The organism is Methylobacterium sp. Leaf123 (assembly GCF_001423405.1).
In the GTDB taxonomy this organism is placed as follows: Bacteria; Pseudomonadota; Alphaproteobacteria; order Rhizobiales; family Beijerinckiaceae; genus Methylobacterium.
In genome coordinates, this window is record NZ_LMNS01000034.1 from 25,861 (window position 1) to 42,762 (window position 16,902).

Sequence of the window (16,902 nt, forward strand, 5' to 3'; positions counted from 1 at the left end):
AGCGATCCGGCATGGCCCAAGCTGTGACCAGCACCCCCGAGGCCAAGCACACCATCACCGGTGTCGCCCGCGCCTCGGAGGAGACCGGGGCGGCCTCCGCACAGGTGCTCGGTGCCGCCGCGGAGCTGTCTCAGCAATCCGATCACCTGCGGGCCGAAATCCGAGGCTTTCCGGCGACGGTGCACGCCGCCTGAGGCCCGGCCCGATCGCGGACGGCCGTACGAAAAGAGCCGAGCCGACCTCAACGGGTCGGCTCGGCTCTTGATTCTGCGGGTGTTGTTCTTTCGAAGGGACGGCGTCGCCGGGAGTCAGCTCAACGGCTCGGCGCTGGCGTCAGCCGCCGGTCAGGCGTGTCCCTCGATCGCGCGCAGGACGGCGACCATTTGGTCGGCCTGGGAACGCGTGAGCCCGCTGCTGATGATCGTGCCGTCCCGGCAGATCGAACAGGTGCCGTCTTCGGCGACCCGAATTTTGATCGAAGCCATGATGTCCATCCAGGAGCCAGAGCGGCTCCCCATTCCGTCGAAGCTTAACCGTTCCTGAAAGGCTCGCAACCCTGCGCGTCCCATTCATCCACGGCAGCGGTGTCAGGTAAGGATCGATGAACCCGCCGTCACTGCGACGAAATGGACGCGGAACTGAGGGCGCGTGGTCCGAAACGCAACCGGCGGCGCGCTCGCGAGAGCGGCCGCCGGCAGGAGTGTCGACGATGGTGGATCAGACCGCCTTCTTCTCGAGCCGCCGCTCGATCACGTGGTTGTCGAGGCCCGGCGAGACGAGCGGCGGCTCAGGCGCGGCCTTGCCGTCCTTGCCCAGCGCGTTCGTGAGGCGGGAGCGCTCGAACAGCAGCACCACGACGATCGCCACGGCGAACGGGATGATCAGGTAGAACAGGCGGAAGATCAGCACCGCGGCGAGAACCGGCGCCTTCTCGGCATCGGTCTGGAGCTGCATGGCGGTGAAGAACACGAGTTCGAACACGCCGAGGCCGCCCGGTGCGTGCGAGGCGAGCGCGACGGAGAACGAGGCGAGGAAGATGCCGAGCACCGCGATGAAACCGGGATTCAGGGCATCCGGCAGGGCGAAGTAGATGATGCCGGCCGCACCCAGCAGCTCCAGCGGCGCCGCGATGAGCTGGCGCACCATGATGCCAGGCCGCGGATACTCGATCTTGAAATTGCGGATCGTCAGCGGGCGAAAGCGCAGCACCGAGCCGAGGACGTAGAGCGCGACGAAACCAAGCAGGCCGAAGCCGACCAGACGCGAGGTCGCGGGATTGGTCAGCACCGCGGGCAGCAGGTTGTCGAGCCGCGCGAGCAGGCCCGGATCGTAGACCAGAACGAAGCCGCCGAGGAGGATCGTGCCGAGGCCGAAGGTGAAGGAGCAGAGCGCCACCAGCACCGCGACCTGCGCTGCCGAAAGGCCCTTCGAGGTATAGGCCCGGTAGCGCACCAGGGCGCCGGAGAAGACCGAGGCGCCGATATTGTGCGAGAGCGCGTAGGTCGTGAACGAGCACAGCGAAACGAACAGCCACGAGATGTGGCGCACGCCCAGATGCAGCAGCGCGATCCGGTCGTACCAAGCCAGCGCGGCGTAGGCGACGAGGGTGGAGAGGGCCGCGAACAGGAAGTGGTGGAGCGGGATGGCGGCGAACGCCGCCTCGATGCTCGCCCAGGACAGGGTCTTCAACTGCCCCCAGAGCAGGTAGCAGGACACCGCCACCGCGGTGAGCCCGATCAGCCCCCAGAAGACTTCACTGACTTTTTTCATGGATGTCCGCCGCCTCTCTCGGGAGCGGTCTCTCCTGCGCCACGACCGCGCGCATCGCAAGCGGGACTGGGCAACCGTCTCGATGGGGCCGGCTCTTGCCGTCAGATCATGACGGTTTCATGCCGAAACATGCGGCTCTGGTGGATTCAGCCGGTCTCGCGCACACCGCTTTTCCGTGCGGCTCGTGCGCCAGGAAATGAAACGCGACGAACGCGCGGATACAATCCTGGAGGCAAGCGCGGACCGGCTTGGCCCCTACCCTACCGCGACGGCGTGACCTGATCGATATAGGTCGCGCTGGGCCCTCTCAGATCCGTGGGATTCACCCGCTCGCGATTGCCGGATCTGCCCTTGCCCGAACCCGGAATGGGTCCGGCCGCGTCGATGAGAGCCTCGTTGGTGATCGGGCCTGGGCGAAGCGCGTCGGTCCGGGGCCCCGGCCCCAAACGCTGCCCCTCATAGAGATTGATGCAGTCGCGCAGGGCGATCGGGTCGCGAATGAAGGTGCAGTCATTCACATTCGGGACGGGCGCCGCGCCGTTCGGAGTCACGAGGTTCTGGGCCACCCCGACACGCGATGCGGGCGTCGGCCCGAACGTCTCGGCCCGATAGGCGATGCCGTCCGGGGCGATGACGTTTCCTGCCGTCACATCCGATGGGGCGCCGCCCACATCCGACGCGGTCACCTGAGGCCCGCTTCCATCCAGCGAGATCACGCGCTGCGCAAATGCAGTCGAGGGGATAAAACCGGCGACACACGCCGCGAGCAGGACCTTGGTTCCAAACTGCAGCATGTCGCACCTATGAGAGAGCGGAGCGCGCCACTAAGTGGTTCGCTGCCGACTACATAGGTAAAAACTTCGTTTCCTATTCGCGGTTCCCCCGGTCGCCGTCAGGCCGGCACAGGCACTCAGCCGGGCTGCCGGGCCGGGTCGCGGCGTGCGGTTCCGATGGGGTGCCGGCAGGAAGCCGTGATCTCGCTTGCGTCGCCGGCCTCGTGCGGCCGGCGCGCTCGACAATTCAGCCGACGATCTCAGCCCTCAGGCGCGCGCCCGAAGCCCGATCGCGTCCATCTCGGCCTGTTCGCGGGCGGCTTCGGCCGCGCGCTCGGCGGAGCGCTCGCGATCCTCCAGGATCTCGACCTTCTTCAGTTCTTCGAACGCCTCGCCGAGTTCGGCCTTGGCCTCGGCAAGCTGGCCTTCCAGAGCGGCGGCCGACTGGCGCATGTTGTCCCGGCGGCCGGTGGCGGCGCGGGCATAGGTCGGGTAGGCGAAATGGGCCGGATCGGAGATCCCGGCACGGGCCTCCTCCTGCGAGACTTCCCGGTCGAGTTCGGCCGCCATGCGGTTGAAGTCGGCCATCATCATCTCGATCTGCGCCACCCTGCGGCGCTTCTCATCCACCTGGAACCGACGCAACCGGATCAGCGTGTCACGCGATTTCATGTCGGGCCATCCACTCCACGCTACGCCGGGACGCGACCCGATCGGCGCGGGCGATCCACATGGACCGTTACCCCGACGCGCTCTTCGAAGTCGCCTCACGCACCGCCGACAATGGCGGCCAACCGGTCGTAACCCTCGCTGATGGAGGTTGCTTCTTCCTTACCCTGCCCCAGAAAAGCCGTCAGATCGGGCATGAGAGCGACCGCTTCATCCACCTCCGGCGACGAACCGGCACGGTAGGCCCCGAGCCGGATCAGCTCCTCCATGTCGGCGTAGGTCGCCAGCACCTTTCGCGCCCGGCGTACGGTGGGCAGATGGGCGGGGTCGCAGGCCCGCGGCATGGTCCGGGAGACCGAGCGCAGCACGTTGATCGCCGGGTAGCGCCCCTGTTCGGCGATGCGCCGCTCCATGACGATGTGCCCGTCGAGGATGCCGCGCACCGCATCCGCCACCGGCTCGTTGTGGTCGTCGCCCTCCACCAGCACGGTGAAGAGGCCGGAGATCGCCCCCTCTCCCACGCCCGGCCCCGCCCGTTCGAGCAGGCGCGGCAATTCGGAGAAGACGGTGGGCGTGTAGCCCTTGGCGGTCGGCGGCTCGCCGCCGGCGAGTCCGATGTCGCGCTGGGCCATGGCGAAGCGAGTGATCGAATCGATCATGCACAGGACCTGCGCGCCCTGATCGCGAAAGTACTCGGCCACTGCCAGCGTCACGTAGGCGGCGTTGCGGCGCATCAGCACCGGCTCGTCGGAGGTCGCCACCACCACGACCGAGCGGGCGAGCCCCGCCGGGCCGAGGTCGTCCTGGAGAAACTCCTGAACCTCGCGCCCGCGCTCGCCGACGAGGCCGATCACCGCCACGTCGGCGGCAGTGTAGCGGGCCAGCATCGAGAGCAGCACCGACTTGCCGACGCCGGAGCCGGCGAAGATGCCCATGCGCTGTCCCCGGCACATGGTGAGAAAGGTGTTGATACAGCGAACCCCGAGATCGAGCGGCGGCCCGACGCGCCGTCGTCCGTGGGCGGGGGGCGGGTCGGCCCGCAGGGGATAGATCGCGGGCCCCTGCGCGAGGGGGCCGAGGCCGTCGATCGGGCGCCCGAGGGCATCGACGGTGCGTCCGAGCCAAGCGGCGGAGGGGCGGATCGCGCCCGCCGCCTCGTCGCGCACCAGGGCCGGACAGCCGCGGCGCACCCCCTCCAGCGAGCCGAACGGCATGGCGAGCGCCCGGTCGCCGGCAAAGCCGATGACTTCGCAGGGCACCGTCGCGGCCGCGACCCCGGCGCCCTCCACCATCACATCGATGCGCCCGCCGAGCCGCATCGCGGAAACCGGCCCGGCCACCTCGACCAGAAGGCCGCGGATCGCCGTCACCCGGCCGAAGGTTTCCAGGGTCTCGACGGTCGAGAGTGCGGCGAGCGCCGCCGCCAGCCCCCCGGAGCCGCGCTCCTGCGTCATGTGCTCCGACCCCGTTAACCGCGTCCTGCCACCGAACCGGCCGATGTCTTAACACCGCCGGACCCCGCGCCAAGGCTCCCGGCCCCCGATCCGGACGGCGAGGCCGCCGCTCGCGAGAATGGGATCGGAGACGAATGGCCTCCGTCACGTTTCTGCAACAGGAGAGCCAAGCTGAGACAACAGAAGGGGTTAGCGGGCGAGGCTCATCCCCCGATTCGGGCGCGCGCACAGCGCCGGGGAACAGATCGCCAACGATCGAGAGAATCGCCCCGGGACTCGAAAGAGACAATGCTTGCAAGCGGGATTCGGGTTTTGTTAACGGTTAAGGAATAGCGTTTCGAAAGTGGGAATGAGGGAGCGTCCGCCGGGGCCGTCGGCGGACGACCGGCGGCAGCTTGTCTCAAGCGCCCCGAAACGGCCTGTCCGGTGGGGATCACGATGCGCGTACTTCTGATCGAGGACGACAGCGCCACGGCGCAGAGCATCGAATTGATGCTCAAGTCCGAGAACTTCAACACCTACACGACTGACCTTGGTGAAGAGGGTGTCGATCTCGGCAAACTCTACGATTACGACATCATCCTTCTGGATCTGAACTTGCCCGACATGTCGGGCTACGAGGTGCTGCGCAGCTTGCGCGTCGCCAAGGTGAAGACCCCGATCCTCATCCTGTCCGGCATGGCCGGCATCGAGGACAAGGTGAAGGGCCTCGGCTTCGGCGCCGACGACTACCTCACCAAACCCTTCCACAAGGACGAACTGGTGGCGCGGATCCACGCCATCGTCCGTCGCTCGAAGGGCCACGCTCAGTCGGTCATCACCACCGGCGACCTGATCGTGAACCTCGATCAGAAGACCGTCGAGGTCTCGGGCTCGCGCGTCCACCTCACCGGCAAGGAGTACCAGATGCTGGAACTCCTCTCGCTGCGGAAGGGCACCACGCTCACCAAGGAGATGTTCCTCAACCATCTCTACGGCGGCATGGACGAGCCGGAGCTGAAGATCATCGACGTGTTCATCTGTAAGCTGCGCAAGAAGCTGGCGAACGCGTCGGCCGGCAAGAACTACATCGAGACCGTGTGGGGCCGTGGCTACGTGCTGCGCGAACCGGTCGAGGGTGAAGACCGCATGGCGGTCTGAGACCCGTCTCCGGGACCTCGCCAACGAACCCCGCTCCGGCGGGGTTCTTTCGTTTCAGGGTCAGCCGGTCCGTCTCGGCCCGCATCGAGAAGCGACCGACCAGCGCGGCGGTCGCCCCGGAGGCGAGCGTGCCGAGCTCGCGGACGGAAAACCCTTCGGCGAAAGCCGGCAGCGGCGCGAGGCCGAGGAGGACGGCGACGACCCGTCGTCGCCTCCGCCTCATCCCCGCTCGACCCGGACCGAACCGCCGAATCAGGCCTCGGCCGGCTCCTCGCGAAAATACGGCTCGACGGCGCCCTTGAGCTTGACCGTCATCGGGTTGCCGGCCCGGTCGAGCGCCTTGCCGGCCGAGAGCCGCACCCAGCCTTCGCTGACGCAGTATTCCTCGACATTGGTCTTCTCGGCGCCCTTGAAGCGAATGCCGACGCCGCGAGTGAGAACCGCCTCGTCGTAGAAGGGGCTGTTCGGGTTGACCGAGAGACGGTCGGGAGGGGTTTCGGACATGGGTCGTGCGTTCCTGGAATTCGTGCCGGCCGGTTACGGCAATCGCGGCGCGCCCGCAACGGCACGCTCGGCCCGCACCGCCTCGATCAGCTCCGCCACCCGTCCGCTCTGGAGGAGCGGGATCCACCGCATCACCGTCTCATGCGGGAAATCCCACCACGCCGCCTCGACGAGCGCGGCCGTCGTCGCCTCGTCGAAGCGGCGGCGCACGATCCGGGCCGGGTTGCCGGCGACGACCGCGTAGGGCGGCACGTCCCGCGTGACGACGGCATGGGCTGCCACCACCGCGCCATGCCCGACGGTGATGCCCGACAGAATCATGCAGCCCGATCCGAGCCAGACATCGTGGCCGATGATCACGTCGCCGCGCGAGGCGTGATAATCCTGGGGTGCGTTCGCCCCCGGCCAGAGGCCGGTCATCGCGGCGAACGGATAGGTCGAAACCCAGTCGAGCCGGTGGTCACCGCCGAGCAGGATCTCGACCCGATCCGCGATGGAACAATACCGGCCGATCGTCAGCTGCCGGCCGGATTCGGGGAAGCGCACCTTCGGCCGGCCGTAAGAGTATGCACCAATTGTGAAATTCCAGCGCTGGGCCAGCTTTTCCAGATGCAGCCGGGTCTCGTTGTGCGGGTTGCGCCCCCGCCTCAGCCGTTGCAACAGATGCCTCAACAGTGCCCCCCGCAAGAAGAGGGTGCGGGCGCGCAAAAACGAGCGGAAGAGGACGGCATCGCCATGGCCGACAATATGTCCGAGGATCTGAAGTCCGGGGCGCTCGTCTACCACCGACTGCCGAAACCCGGAAAGCTCGAGATCCAGGCCACCAAGCCGCTCGGCAACCAGCGCGATCTGGCGCTTGCCTACTCTCCCGGCGTCGCCGCCGCCTGCATGGCGATCTACGACGACCCGCAGGAGGCCGCCACCCTCACCATCCGCCAGAACCTCGTCGCCGTGCTCTCGAACGGCACCGCCGTGCTCGGCCTCGGCGATATCGGCCCGCTGGCCTCCAAGCCGGTGATGGAGGGCAAGGCGGTCCTGTTCAAGAAGTTCGCCGGCATCGACGTGTTCGACATCGAGGTGGACCAGAAGGACGTCGACAAGCTGGTGGACGTGGTCTGCGCCCTGGAGCCGACCTTCGGCGGCATCAACCTTGAGGACATCAAGGCCCCGGAATGCTTCGAGGTCGAGGAGCGGTGCCGGGAGCGGATGAACATCCCGGTCTTCCACGACGACCAGCACGGCACGGCGATCATCGTCGCGGCCGCCGTCCTCAACGCACTCGAACTCGCCGGCAAGCGGCTCTCGGACGCCAAGATCGTCACCTCGGGTGCCGGCGCGGCGGCTCTGGCCTGCCTCAACCTCCTGGTCTCGCTCGGCGCGACGCGTGAGAACATCACCGTCACCGACATCAAGGGCGTGGTCTACAAGGGCCGCGCCGAGCTGATGGACCGCTGGAAGGACGTCTACGCGCAGGAGACCGACGCGCGGACCCTGGCTGAAGTGATCCCCGGCGCCGACGTGTTCATCGGTCTCTCGGCGGGCGGCGTGCTCAAGCCCGAGTATCTCGAGAAGATGGCCGAGAAGCCGCTGATCATGGCGCTGGCCAACCCCTACCCCGAGATCATGCCGGATCTCGCCGAGCAGGCGCGGCCCGACGCGATGATCTGCACCGGGCGCTCGGACTTCCCCAACCAGGTCAACAACGTCCTCTGCTTCCCCTACATCTTTCGGGGCGCGCTCGATGTCGGCGCCCACAAGATCAACGAGGAGATGAAGAAGGCGGCCGTGAAGGCGATCGCAGCGCTCGCCCGCGAGACGCCGTCCGACGTGGTCGCCCGCGCCTATGGCGGCGAGGCCCGGCCGTTCGGGCCGCGCTCGCTGATCCCGAGCCCGTTCGATCCGCGCCTGATCGTGCGCATCGCGCCCGCGGTGGCCAAGGCAGCGATGGATTCGGGCGTCGCCGGCCGTCCGGTGGAGAACATCGACGCCTACGCGGAATCACTCGACCGCTTCGTGCACCGCTCCGGCTTCATCATGAAGCCACTCTTCTCCAAGGCGAAGAGCGATCCGAAGCGCGTCATCTACGCCGAGGGCGAGGACGAGCGCGTGCTGCGCGCCGCACAGGCCGTGGTCGAGGACGGTGTCGCTCGGCCGATCCTGGTCGGTCGCCCGCGGGTGATCGAGACCCGCATCAAGCGCTTCGGTCTCGACCTCAAGCACGGCGAACATTTCGACCTGATCGATCCCGAGGACGATCCGCGCTACCGGGATTATGTCGCCACCTATCTCGAAATCGCCGGCCGGCGCGGCATCACCCCCGATCTCGCCCGGACGCTGGTGCGCACCAACTCCACCGTGATTGCGGCGCTCGCGGTGCGCCGCGGCGAGGCGGACGCGCTGATCTGCGGCTTGGAAGGCCGGTTCGAGACGCGCCTGCGGGTGATCCGCGACGTGATCGGACTCTCGCCCGACTCGATCGACTTCGCCGGCATGAGCCTGATCGTGACGAAGAAGGGCGCCTTCTTCCTCGCCGACACCCATGTCCGCCAGGATCCGAGCGCGGAGGAGATCGCCGACGTCGCCATCGCCTGCGCGAACCATGTCGGCCGCTTCGGTCTGACGCCGAAGATCGCGCTCCTGAGCCACTCCGATTTCGGCCAGTCGGATTCCGCCTCCGCGAAGAAGATGCGGCGTGCGCTCGAACTGATCCAGGCGCGCGCGCCCGATCTTCAGGCGGACGGCGAGATGCAGGCGGATTCGGCCCTGTCCGAACTCATCCGCGACCGGGTGCTGCCGAGTTCGAACTGGAAGGGCGCGGCCAACATCCTCGTCTTCCCGAACCTGGATGCCGCCAACATCGCCTTCCAGTTCGCCAAGGTGCTCGCCGACGCGCTGCCGGTCGGTCCGCTGCTGATCGGCCCGGCCAAGCCGGCGCACATCCTCACGCCCTCCGTCACCGCGCGCGGTATCGTCAACGTCACCGCCGCGGCGGTGGTGGAGGCGCAGGCCTCGGTGCCGCTGCAGGTTGCGCCGGAGGCCGAACCCGGTGCGGGGCCGCTGTCGGAGTAACGCAGCGCGCCTCGGGGCTATCCCTGCCTCGCGCGGGGACGGCCCTGAGCTTGGCTGTAATTTTGCATTCAGTTCCGGGCGTTGAAAGCGCCTGGAGTCTGCAATGTGCCTTGGTGACGATCCGACCTGTGCCGCCTTCGCCGAGCATCGGCTGCGCTACCGGCGCGACATGGAGCCGGAGCGGCGTGCCTTCCTGAAGAGCAGCTTCGTCGCAACCGGAGGCGCTGCAGCCCTGGCGGCGGGCGGCCTTTCGCTGGTGAGCCCGGCCCTGGCGCAGAGCAGCGCACGCCGGCTGAAGCAGACCGCCCATTACCACCTGCCGGCCAATGCCGAGACCATCCACTGGGGCTATTTCTCGAAGACCCTCAAACCCCAGGTCGAGATCGAGTCGGGCGACTTCGTCACCATCGAGACGCTGACCCACCACGCCAACGACGACGCCGAGCGGATGGTGACGGGCGATCCCGGCGCCGAGAGCGTGTTCCTCTGGACCAAGGAAAAGAAGGGCGTGGCCCGCCGCGGCGCCGGGCCGGAGGATTCCAAGCTCGGCCCCGGCGGCGGGCTCGGCGTCCATATCTGCACCGGCCCGGTGGCGATCCGCGGTGCCGAGCCCGGCGACGTGCTGGAAGTGCGCATCCTCGATGTGGCCCCGCGCCCCTCGGCCAACCCGAAATTCAAGGGCCGGACCTTCGGCAGCAACGCGGCGGCGTGGTGGGGCTACCACTACAACGACATGCTGGGGGGCAAGAAGCGCGAGGTGCTCACCATCTACGAGGTCGATGCGACCGGCGAGCGCGACTGGGCCAAGGCGGTCTACAGCTTTCCCTGGCCGGGCGTGACCGACCCGGACGGCCGCGAGCATCCGACGATCGATTATCCCGGCCTGCCGGTCGATCACACCAAGACCAAGCGCAGCTTCGACGTGCTGAAGGGCATCCGCGTGCCGATCCGCCCGCATTTCGGCACGATGGGCCTCGCCCCGTCCGAGGCGGAGATGGTGAACTCGATTCCGCCGAGCTACACCGGCGGCAACATCGACAATTGGCGCATCGGCAAGGGCGCGACGATGTATTACCCCGTCGCCGTGCCCGGCGCGCTGTTCTCGGTGGGCGATCCCCATGCGAGCCAGGGTGATTCCGAACTCTGCGGCACGGCGATCGAGTGCTCGCTCACCGGCACGTTCCAGTTCATCCTGCACAAACGGGCCGATCTCGCCGGCACCTCGCTGGAATCCCTCGACTTCCCGATGATCGAAACCGCCGACGATTGGGTGCTCTCGGGCTTCAGCTACCCGAACTACCTGAAGGATCTCGGCCCGGACGCGCAGAACGCGATCTTCCAGAAATCCTCCCTCGACCTCGCCATGCGCGACGCCTTCCGCAAGATGCGTCAGTTCCTGATGCAGGCGAAGGGGCTGACGGAGGACGAGGCGATCTCACTGATGTCGGTCGCGGTCGATTTCGGCATCACCCAGGTGGTCGACGGCAACTGGGGCGTCCACGCCATCGTCAAGAAGGCGATCTTTTCAGAACGGACGGTCTGACGACGCCGGGCGGCCGATCCTCCAATCCGACGCCCTCATCCTGAGGTGCCGCGAAAGCGGCCTCGAAGGATCCTCCCGATCCCGCGCGATCTCTGGAGGATCCTTCGAGGGCGACGCTCCGCGCCGCCACCTCAGGATGAGGCGGGGATAGGGAACCGGACCTCGTCGTCGCTCACAGCGCGCGGATCTTCTCCTCGATCCGCTTGGCCTCCGCCTCGTCCACCTGCACGGGCCGGCCGCTATCGTCGGGGATGCCCTCGCCCGTCTGGGCGATGGTGGTGTCGCGCGGTCGGGCATTGGGGCCGGTGGAGTCGGTGCGCTCCTCGCGCTTCGGGCGGTCGTCGTCGCTCATGGTGGCCATCCTGCTCGCGTCCTTCGCCTAAGGAACGCTCACCGCTGCCCCGGTTTCCCGAGCGGGGTTCAGGCCGCCGGCCACCCCTCCCCTTTCGCCAGGAGCCGCGCCGCGACATGGCCGCCGGGGAACACGGCGGCCACGCCGGGCCGCTTGAGGCGCAGATCCCAGGCGCGCAGTTCCGCATAGCGCAGATGCAGCACCCGCCCGTCGCCGGAGCGGGAGACGAAGCAGCGCTCGAACGCCAGAAGCTGCGTCGGCATCGGCGGGTGCGGGCCGGCGGCCGTGTCGATCTCCAGAGCGAGCGAGGCCTGCGCCCCCGCCTCGAAGGCGCGGAACGCGTCGAGCAGGGCGTCGTACTCGACGCCATCGACACAGAGCTGGAGGCAGAAGCGCGGCGCGAAATCCGCCGCGCGGTCGAGCGGGCTGTCGCGCCGCAGCGTCAGGGCGAAGCGCCCACCCTCGGCGTCGGGCAGGGTGAGGCTGTGATCCTCCGCCACGCCGTCGAGCGCCCGCAGGCGGTCCGGCTCGATCGGCGAGGGCGCCGCCTCGCGGCCCTCCGCCCGGCCATCGGTGCGGAAGTGCAGGAGCGGGTTGATCCCCGCCGCGACCACATCGGGATAGCGGGCGAGATAGAGGCTGGTGCTGAAGCGGGGGCTCGGGTCGAGGCCCTGCGCCGCGCCGACCCGCTGGTAATGGCGCAGCGGATCGAGTCGGGTCCGGCCGCTCTGCCGGCGGTAGAAGGCGGTGTCGAAATCCGCGTTCGGGTTCCGGTCCCGGCGGGCGCCGACCCACGCGTAGTGCAGGAACGGATCGAGGCCGCTGCGCGCCACGTCCGGATTGCGCTCGCGGTAATAGGCGGCGTCGAACAGCTTCGGGACGCGGCCGATCACGGCGCGGCGCAGGAGCCCGCTGGCAAGGCCGACGAGGCGGGCGACGGGGGATGCGCTCATGCCACCACCTGCGCCTCGCACAGGGCCCGGATCGCGGCCGCGAAGCCCTCGGCGTCGCAATCCGCGGCGATTTTTTCGCTGCCCTCCACTCGGACGCGCTCCCACAGGGCGGCATCCTCGTGGAGCGCCACCAGCGCCTCGGCGAAGGGTTTCGGGTCGCGCCAGTCGCGCACGAGGATGCCGGCGCCGTCCGCCCAGCCGACCTGATCGGCGAGGATCGGCGTGACGACGCAGGGCAGGCCGCGCGCCACCGCCTCGTGGACCTTGTGCGGAATGCCGGCGGCAAAGCGCGTCGGGGCCAGGAACACGCGGGCGGTATCGAGATAGGGCTCGGTCTGCGGCACCCGGCCGGTAACGTGTACGCCCGGCTCGCGGGCATAGCGCTCCCGGATCTCCGGCGCGATCCCACCCACGATGGTGAGCTGCGCTGCCGGCAACCGCGCCCGCACAAGGGACCAGACCTTGTCGAAGAACCAGTCGAGGGAATCGACGTTGGGCTGGCCCTCGCGGGCGAGCGCGCCGACGAAGACGAAGCCCGTGCGCCCGGCAAAACCCGGTGTCGGCGCCTCAGGCCGGGTCAAAGCGTGGCCGAGCACAGTGGCGTTGCAGGCGCTGTAGCGGGCAAGCACCCGTGCCTCGGCCGGCGAGACGCAGACCACCGCGTCGGCGAGGCCGAACAGGCGCGTCTCGCGCTCCGCCTGCCACGCCAGATCGGCGGCCACCGCGCTGCCCGCGGTCGCGGCCTCCGTCACGAAGTCGCGCAGTGCGAACAGGGCTTCGGAATCGAAGATCACCCGCGAGCGCACGAAGCTCCGCGGATCGAGCCCGGCGGCGTGCAGCGCCTGCGTGACGAACAGGATGTTGTGCGGCCGGCTGACCCAGAGCACGTCGTAATGGTCGCGCCGCTCGGCGATCAGGCGGGCGAACCCCTCGTCGCCGCTGGCGTAAGAAATCTCGATGCGCTCATCGAGGTCGCGGTAGCGCCGCGCCTCCTCCGCATCCGCTTCGTAGTTCGGGAAGAACGTCACCGCGTAGCCGAGACCCGCCATGGCGTTGAGGATGGCGTTGGCCCGCGGCAGGCCGGCGCCGAGATCGAGATGCGGCACCCGATCATCGACGTAGAGCACCCGCAGGCGCCAGGGATCGTGATCGAGGAGGCCGGTGCCCCGCGGCTGCGGCCCCTGCGCGAACAGGCTCTGCCGGTGCCGGTCGAGGAAGCGGGCGCGGTTGCGGTCGAGCAGCGCCTCCACGTCTTCGCGGCGGGCGCTGGTGGCGTTCTCGTAGTGGATCGCCGTGGCGCGCGGCTGCACGATGACGCGACGCCCGGCCTGATGGCAGCGCAGGCAGAGATCGGTGTCCTCGAAATAGGCCGGGGCGAAAAGCGGATCGAAGCCGCCGAGCGCCTCGAACAAGGCCCGCTCGATCATCAGCACCGCGCCCGAGACGTAGCCGACATCGCGGGTCGCGGCATGCTCGGGGGCGAAGGGGTCGGCGTTGCCGCGCCCGTGCGGGTGGGTGAGCTGCGCGTCGTCGCGAAAACCCGCGCCGGATTCCTGCAGCACGCCGCCGGGGAAGACGAGGCGGGCGCCGACGATCCCGGCGCCCTCGTGATCGCGGAAGGTCGCGACCATCGCCGCCAGCGCGCCGGGCAGGAGATCGACATCCGGGTTGAGGAACAGGATGAAGCGCCCCCGCGCCCGCGCCGCGCCGGCGTTGCAGGCGGGCCCGAAGCCGGTGTTGGTGGCGTTCTCGATCAGCGTCACCCCGTCGAGATGCGGGTAGAGGGCGCGGGTTTCCGGCGCGGAGGCGTTATCGACCAGCACCACCTCGAAGGTGACGCCGGCCAGCCCCTGGCTCGCGCAGAGGCGGTAGAGGGTGAGCGCCAGGAGATGGCGGGCATCGCGGGCGACGATGACGATGGAGACGTCCGGATCGGGCTGCGGCGCGAAGGCGAGGCGCACGCCGTTGCGCTGGATCGCGTCGAAGATCAGCGCGGCCTCGGCGAGCGCGGCACGGCGGCCGGTGCCGGGATCGACGGTGTCGAGCAAGGGGACGGCGGGGGTTTCGCTCATGGGCTAAGCCGTGCCTTCCGGCAGGACGATCCGGCCGATCCCGTCATCGGTGAGGAACAGGAGGCATCCGCCCGCCGGGGGCGCAGACGCTGCACGGAAGGATAGGTTCACGGGCAGCGGCGCGGGTAGGCGCCCGGTGAGGTCGGCATAGGCGTCGATCGTGCGCCGATGAAGCGGCGTAACCCGCTCCAGGCGCAGTTCGGACGTGCCCTCTCCCGCGATCAGGAAGGCCGCCGCCGGATGGGTGCCGTTGACGAGCACGCCGGGCAGCAGGGTTTCGATCTCGATGCGATCGCCTGCGCTGCCGACGATGCGGCCTTCCGTTTCCCAATCGGCCTGGATCCGGGCGAAGGCGCGGGCGAGCGCCGCGCGGGTTGCGGGTGGCAGCGTTCGGTCGCGCACCCATTCGGGCGACAGGGCGACATCGAGCGCGCCGAGATCGGGCGGATCGCCGACGGTCGATGCCTCGGCACGGGCAAACCAGCGCTGCCGCTGCGGCGTGTAGACCGCCGCCGTGCCGTGGCCGGGTCGCCGCTCGGTGGCCACCAGCACGCCGAGATCGGGGGTGGCGGCGGGGCGGGACTTGGCGGTGGTTTCGCAGGTTAGGGCGAGGCCGCCACCCTTGATGACAACCGACGCCGCATCCGGGTTGCCCTCCCCTCTCCCCGCAGGCGGGGAGAGGGCTTCGGCGACCTTGTCGTTGCGACCCTCTCCCCGCGTGCGGGGAGAGGGGATGCCATGCTCGACCCGCCCTGCCCTTAGCAATTCAATCAGCTCCGCCTCCGCTGCCAGCGCGGTCGCGGCGTAGCGGGTGAACAGCGCCTCGCTCGCCCGCGTCAGCCGCGCCAGGGCGTCGGCATCGCTGGCCACCGCCAGAACCGCCTCTTTGACCGCTTCCGCATCCCGGCAGCGATGGGCCGGTTCCACCGGCTCGAAGCCTTCAAGGCCGATCTCGGTGCCGACCACCGGGCGGCCAAACGAGAGCGCCTCGCCGACCTTCATCTTGAGCCCTGAGCCCATCAGCATCGGCGCCACGACGAGGTCGGCCTGCGCGTAGAAATCCTCGAGCCGGTCGAGATAGCCGAGCAGCCGCACGCCGGGGCCTTCGACGCCGGGCAGGCTGCGGCAGATCTCGCCGGCGATGACGAGTTCGGGCCGATCCGGGGTCCAGCCCTCGCGCCAGACCCGGATGAAGCGGCCGATGGAGAACAGGTTCGGGTCGTTGCCGTGGCCAAGGAAGCCGATGCGCGCCACACGCTCCGGCACGGCGAAGGGCTTCTGGACCGGGAAATGCGGCGGCAGCAGCAGGACGCGGCTGTCGGTCAGGCTTGCGAAGGAGCCCGCTTCCGCCGCCTGGATCGCCAGCACGACATCGGCGCGGGCGAGACCCGCCGCCTCGCCGGCTGCGTCGGTGTAGAAGAAATTCGGCTCGGCGCGGAACGGGCGGTACTGGTTCTGGCGACCGGCGAAGCGGTCATGCGTGTCGATGAGCGTGAGCACGCCCGGCGGCACCCGCTCCAGGGCGCGCGACAGGAAGACGTAGTTCACCAGAACGGCGCCGGTCTCGGGGTAGGCGGAACCGTACCACGCCACGAAGTCACCGACCTCGTCGGGGCACCATTCGTCGATCCCGAACGCGGTTGAGCGCGTCTTGAGCGGGATGACCGTGCGTGCCTCGATCAGGAAGACGTTGCGGAACGTCCGCTCCATTGCCGCAAGATCGGTCGGCGGGTGCTGGCCGAAGCGGCGATAGATCTGATCCTCGTGGGCGTAATAGGCGAGATCGATGGCAAAGCCGCCGCGGGTCAGCGCCTCGCAGGTGGCCGCCAACCGGCGCCGATTGCCGGCGCTCACGGGCGCCGCCGGCATTGGCGTGAGAACGAGGATCGCGGGCTTGTCCGCGTGGTCCGGCAGCATCACGAAGCCCATGTGGTCAGTGCCGTGAAGCCGTGGGCGTGGAGCGCGAAGGAGCGTTCGGGCAGGCCCTCGGGCGCCGCGCCCCAGACGGGTTCGAGCGTGAGATGCTGGCGCGGGTGTTTGCCGAAGCGCAATCGTGCCCCGGCCACCCGCGCACAGCCCCAGCCGGCGCGGGCGCGAAACAGCAGCCCGTGCGGGATCGCGGTGCCGCCGAAGGTCCAGCCGTGATCCTCGTTGGCGAGGTCCGGCGCATCCTCGGCAACCGGGAGCGCGATGACCGCCGCCTCGATGAGGCCGAACAGGCGCCCGAGCGGCGCAAGGCCGCTCGTGCCCGCCGAGAGCAAAGCCCGCGCGAGCAGAATCCGCTCGGCCGGGGGCAGAACATCGCCCGCGGCCGGCTCGGGCCGCACCACGAGGTCGTGGAAATGCGTGGCGAGGCTGATGCCCTCGCGCAGCGCGGCGCTCTCCGCTTCGAGCGCGAGCAGGCAGATCGGCCCGTCCAGCGCGCCTGCATCGAGGCCGGAAAAGACCCACGTCACCAGCCGCACGTTCTCGGGCGCCGCGACATGCAGCGGAATCGGCAGCGACGGCGGCAGGGGAAAGCGCAGCACGCAGGCGCCGCGCGCAGCCTCGATGAGCCGGCCGGGGACGGGCTTTACCGGCTGTGACAGCGCAGCGGCGCTCAT

Annotated in this window: 15 protein-coding genes and 1 pseudogene; 5 read left to right on the top strand and 11 right to left on the bottom strand. The window is 69.0% G+C overall.

The window, feature by feature from the left end:
• Positions 1-11 precede the first annotated feature (11 nt).
• Both ASF53_RS16010 and ASF53_RS26445 read left to right on the top strand, forming a co-directional pair.
• Positions 12-194: pseudogene (locus ASF53_RS16010) on the top strand (methyl-accepting chemotaxis protein); the annotation flags it as partial.
• A 67-nt stretch (positions 195-261) separates the two neighbouring features.
• Complete coding sequence (locus ASF53_RS26445) at positions 262-543, top strand: hypothetical protein (protein WP_210168538.1); 282 nt, start codon at positions 262-264, stop codon at positions 541-543.
• 174 nt (positions 544-717) lie between these two features.
• Here the strand turns inward: ASF53_RS26445 and ASF53_RS16015 are convergent, their stop codons facing one another.
• From ASF53_RS16015 to fliI, 4 genes are all read right to left on the bottom strand, one after another.
• Positions 718-1,770 carry a lysylphosphatidylglycerol synthase domain-containing protein gene (locus tag ASF53_RS16015; RefSeq protein WP_056200372.1) on the bottom strand — a complete coding sequence of 351 codons (1,053 nt, stop codon included), beginning with the start codon at positions 1,768-1,770 and terminating at the stop codon, positions 718-720.
• 260 nt (positions 1,771-2,030) lie between these two features.
• On the bottom strand, positions 2,031-2,564 hold the full coding sequence (locus ASF53_RS25845; RefSeq protein ID WP_056200375.1) for a hypothetical protein: 534 nt from the start codon (positions 2,562-2,564) through the stop codon (positions 2,031-2,033).
• 246 nt (positions 2,565-2,810) lie between these two features.
• Complete coding sequence (gene fliJ, locus ASF53_RS16025) at positions 2,811-3,215, bottom strand: flagellar export protein FliJ (protein ID WP_003599595.1); 405 nt, start codon at positions 3,213-3,215, stop codon at positions 2,811-2,813.
• Positions 3,216-3,310: 95 nt separating this feature from the next.
• The gene (fliI, locus tag ASF53_RS16030) at positions 3,311-4,666 is read right to left on the bottom strand and encodes a flagellar protein export ATPase FliI (protein WP_056200378.1); all 1,356 of its coding nucleotides are present in this window, start codon (positions 4,664-4,666) and stop codon (positions 3,311-3,313) included.
• 438 nt (positions 4,667-5,104) lie between these two features.
• Between fliI and ctrA the strand changes: the two genes are divergently transcribed.
• Positions 5,105-5,806, top strand: coding sequence for a response regulator transcription factor CtrA (ctrA, locus tag ASF53_RS16035; protein WP_003599593.1), 702 nt, complete (start codon positions 5,105-5,107; stop codon positions 5,804-5,806).
• Between the two features lie 252 nt (positions 5,807-6,058).
• On the opposite strand, the gene ASF53_RS16040 is transcribed toward ctrA, so the two are convergent.
• Both ASF53_RS16040 and ASF53_RS16045 read right to left on the bottom strand, forming a co-directional pair.
• Positions 6,059-6,310 (bottom strand): DUF3297 family protein, encoded by a 252-nt coding sequence (locus ASF53_RS16040; protein ID WP_056200381.1) that lies wholly within the window; start codon positions 6,308-6,310, stop codon positions 6,059-6,061.
• A gap of 33 nt (positions 6,311-6,343) precedes the next feature.
• Entirely contained in the window at positions 6,344-6,970 is a 627-nt protein-coding gene (locus ASF53_RS16045) for a CatB-related O-acetyltransferase (RefSeq protein WP_056200385.1), read from the bottom strand.
• 75 nt (positions 6,971-7,045) lie between these two features.
• On the opposite strand from ASF53_RS16045, the gene ASF53_RS16050 reads away from it, so the two are divergent.
• Positions 7,046-9,379 (top strand): NADP-dependent malic enzyme, encoded by a 2,334-nt coding sequence (locus ASF53_RS16050; protein ID WP_056200389.1) that lies wholly within the window; start codon positions 7,046-7,048, stop codon positions 9,377-9,379.
• A gap of 103 nt (positions 9,380-9,482) precedes the next feature.
• Positions 9,483-10,922, top strand: coding sequence for an acetamidase/formamidase family protein (locus ASF53_RS16055; protein ID WP_056200392.1), 1,440 nt, complete (start codon positions 9,483-9,485; stop codon positions 10,920-10,922).
• A gap of 172 nt (positions 10,923-11,094) precedes the next feature.
• Here the strand turns inward: ASF53_RS16055 and ASF53_RS16060 are convergent, their stop codons facing one another.
• From ASF53_RS16060 to ASF53_RS16080, 5 genes are all read right to left on the bottom strand, one after another.
• Positions 11,095-11,274, bottom strand: a complete 180-nt coding sequence (locus ASF53_RS16060; RefSeq protein WP_056200972.1) for a hypothetical protein — start codon at positions 11,272-11,274, stop codon at positions 11,095-11,097.
• 68 nt (positions 11,275-11,342) lie between these two features.
• On the bottom strand, positions 11,343-12,227 hold the full coding sequence (locus ASF53_RS16065; protein WP_056200394.1) for a hypothetical protein: 885 nt from the start codon (positions 12,225-12,227) through the stop codon (positions 11,343-11,345).
• On the bottom strand, positions 12,224-14,299 hold the full coding sequence (locus ASF53_RS16070) for a glycosyltransferase (RefSeq protein WP_056200398.1): 2,076 nt from the start codon (positions 14,297-14,299) through the stop codon (positions 12,224-12,226). The genes ASF53_RS16065 and ASF53_RS16070 overlap by 4 nt, the downstream gene beginning before the upstream one ends.
• 3 nt (positions 14,300-14,302) lie before the next feature.
• Positions 14,303-16,216, bottom strand: coding sequence for a glycosyltransferase (locus ASF53_RS16075; RefSeq protein WP_056200975.1), 1,914 nt, complete (start codon positions 16,214-16,216; stop codon positions 14,303-14,305).
• Positions 16,216-16,902, bottom strand: coding sequence for a hypothetical protein (locus ASF53_RS16080; protein ID WP_056200401.1), 687 nt, complete (start codon positions 16,900-16,902; stop codon positions 16,216-16,218). Before ASF53_RS16080 ends, ASF53_RS16075 begins: the two co-directional genes overlap by 1 nt.

Bases quoted from the DNA above. Each gene is read 5' to 3' on its own strand.
- ASF53_RS16080 (WP_056200401.1), bottom strand. From the start codon at position 16,902: ATGAGCGCCGCTGCGCTGTCACAGCCGGTAAAGCCCGTCCCCGGCCGG.
- ASF53_RS16050 (WP_056200389.1), top strand. From the start codon at position 7,046: ATGGCCGACAATATGTCCGAGGATCTGAAGTCCGGGGCGCTCGTCTAC.
- ASF53_RS16015 (WP_056200372.1), bottom strand. From the start codon at position 1,770: ATGAAAAAAGTCAGTGAAGTCTTCTGGGGGCTGATCGGGCTCACCGCG.
- ASF53_RS16065 (WP_056200394.1), bottom strand. From the start codon at position 12,227: ATGAGCGCATCCCCCGTCGCCCGCCTCGTCGGCCTTGCCAGCGGGCTC.
- ASF53_RS16070 (WP_056200398.1), bottom strand. From the start codon at position 14,299: ATGAGCGAAACCCCCGCCGTCCCCTTGCTCGACACCGTCGATCCCGGC.
- ASF53_RS25845 (WP_056200375.1), bottom strand. From the start codon at position 2,564: ATGCTGCAGTTTGGAACCAAGGTCCTGCTCGCGGCGTGTGTCGCCGGT.
- ASF53_RS16055 (WP_056200392.1), top strand. From the start codon at position 9,483: ATGTGCCTTGGTGACGATCCGACCTGTGCCGCCTTCGCCGAGCATCGG.
- ctrA (WP_003599593.1), top strand. From the start codon at position 5,105: ATGCGCGTACTTCTGATCGAGGACGACAGCGCCACGGCGCAGAGCATC.
- ASF53_RS16075 (WP_056200975.1), bottom strand. From the start codon at position 16,216: ATGCTGCCGGACCACGCGGACAAGCCCGCGATCCTCGTTCTCACGCCA.
- fliI (WP_056200378.1), bottom strand. From the start codon at position 4,666: ATGACGCAGGAGCGCGGCTCCGGGGGGCTGGCGGCGGCGCTCGCCGCA.
- fliJ (WP_003599595.1), bottom strand. From the start codon at position 3,215: ATGAAATCGCGTGACACGCTGATCCGGTTGCGTCGGTTCCAGGTGGAT.
- ASF53_RS16040 (WP_056200381.1), bottom strand. From the start codon at position 6,310: ATGTCCGAAACCCCTCCCGACCGTCTCTCGGTCAACCCGAACAGCCCC.
- ASF53_RS16060 (WP_056200972.1), bottom strand. From the start codon at position 11,274: ATGAGCGACGACGACCGCCCGAAGCGCGAGGAGCGCACCGACTCCACC.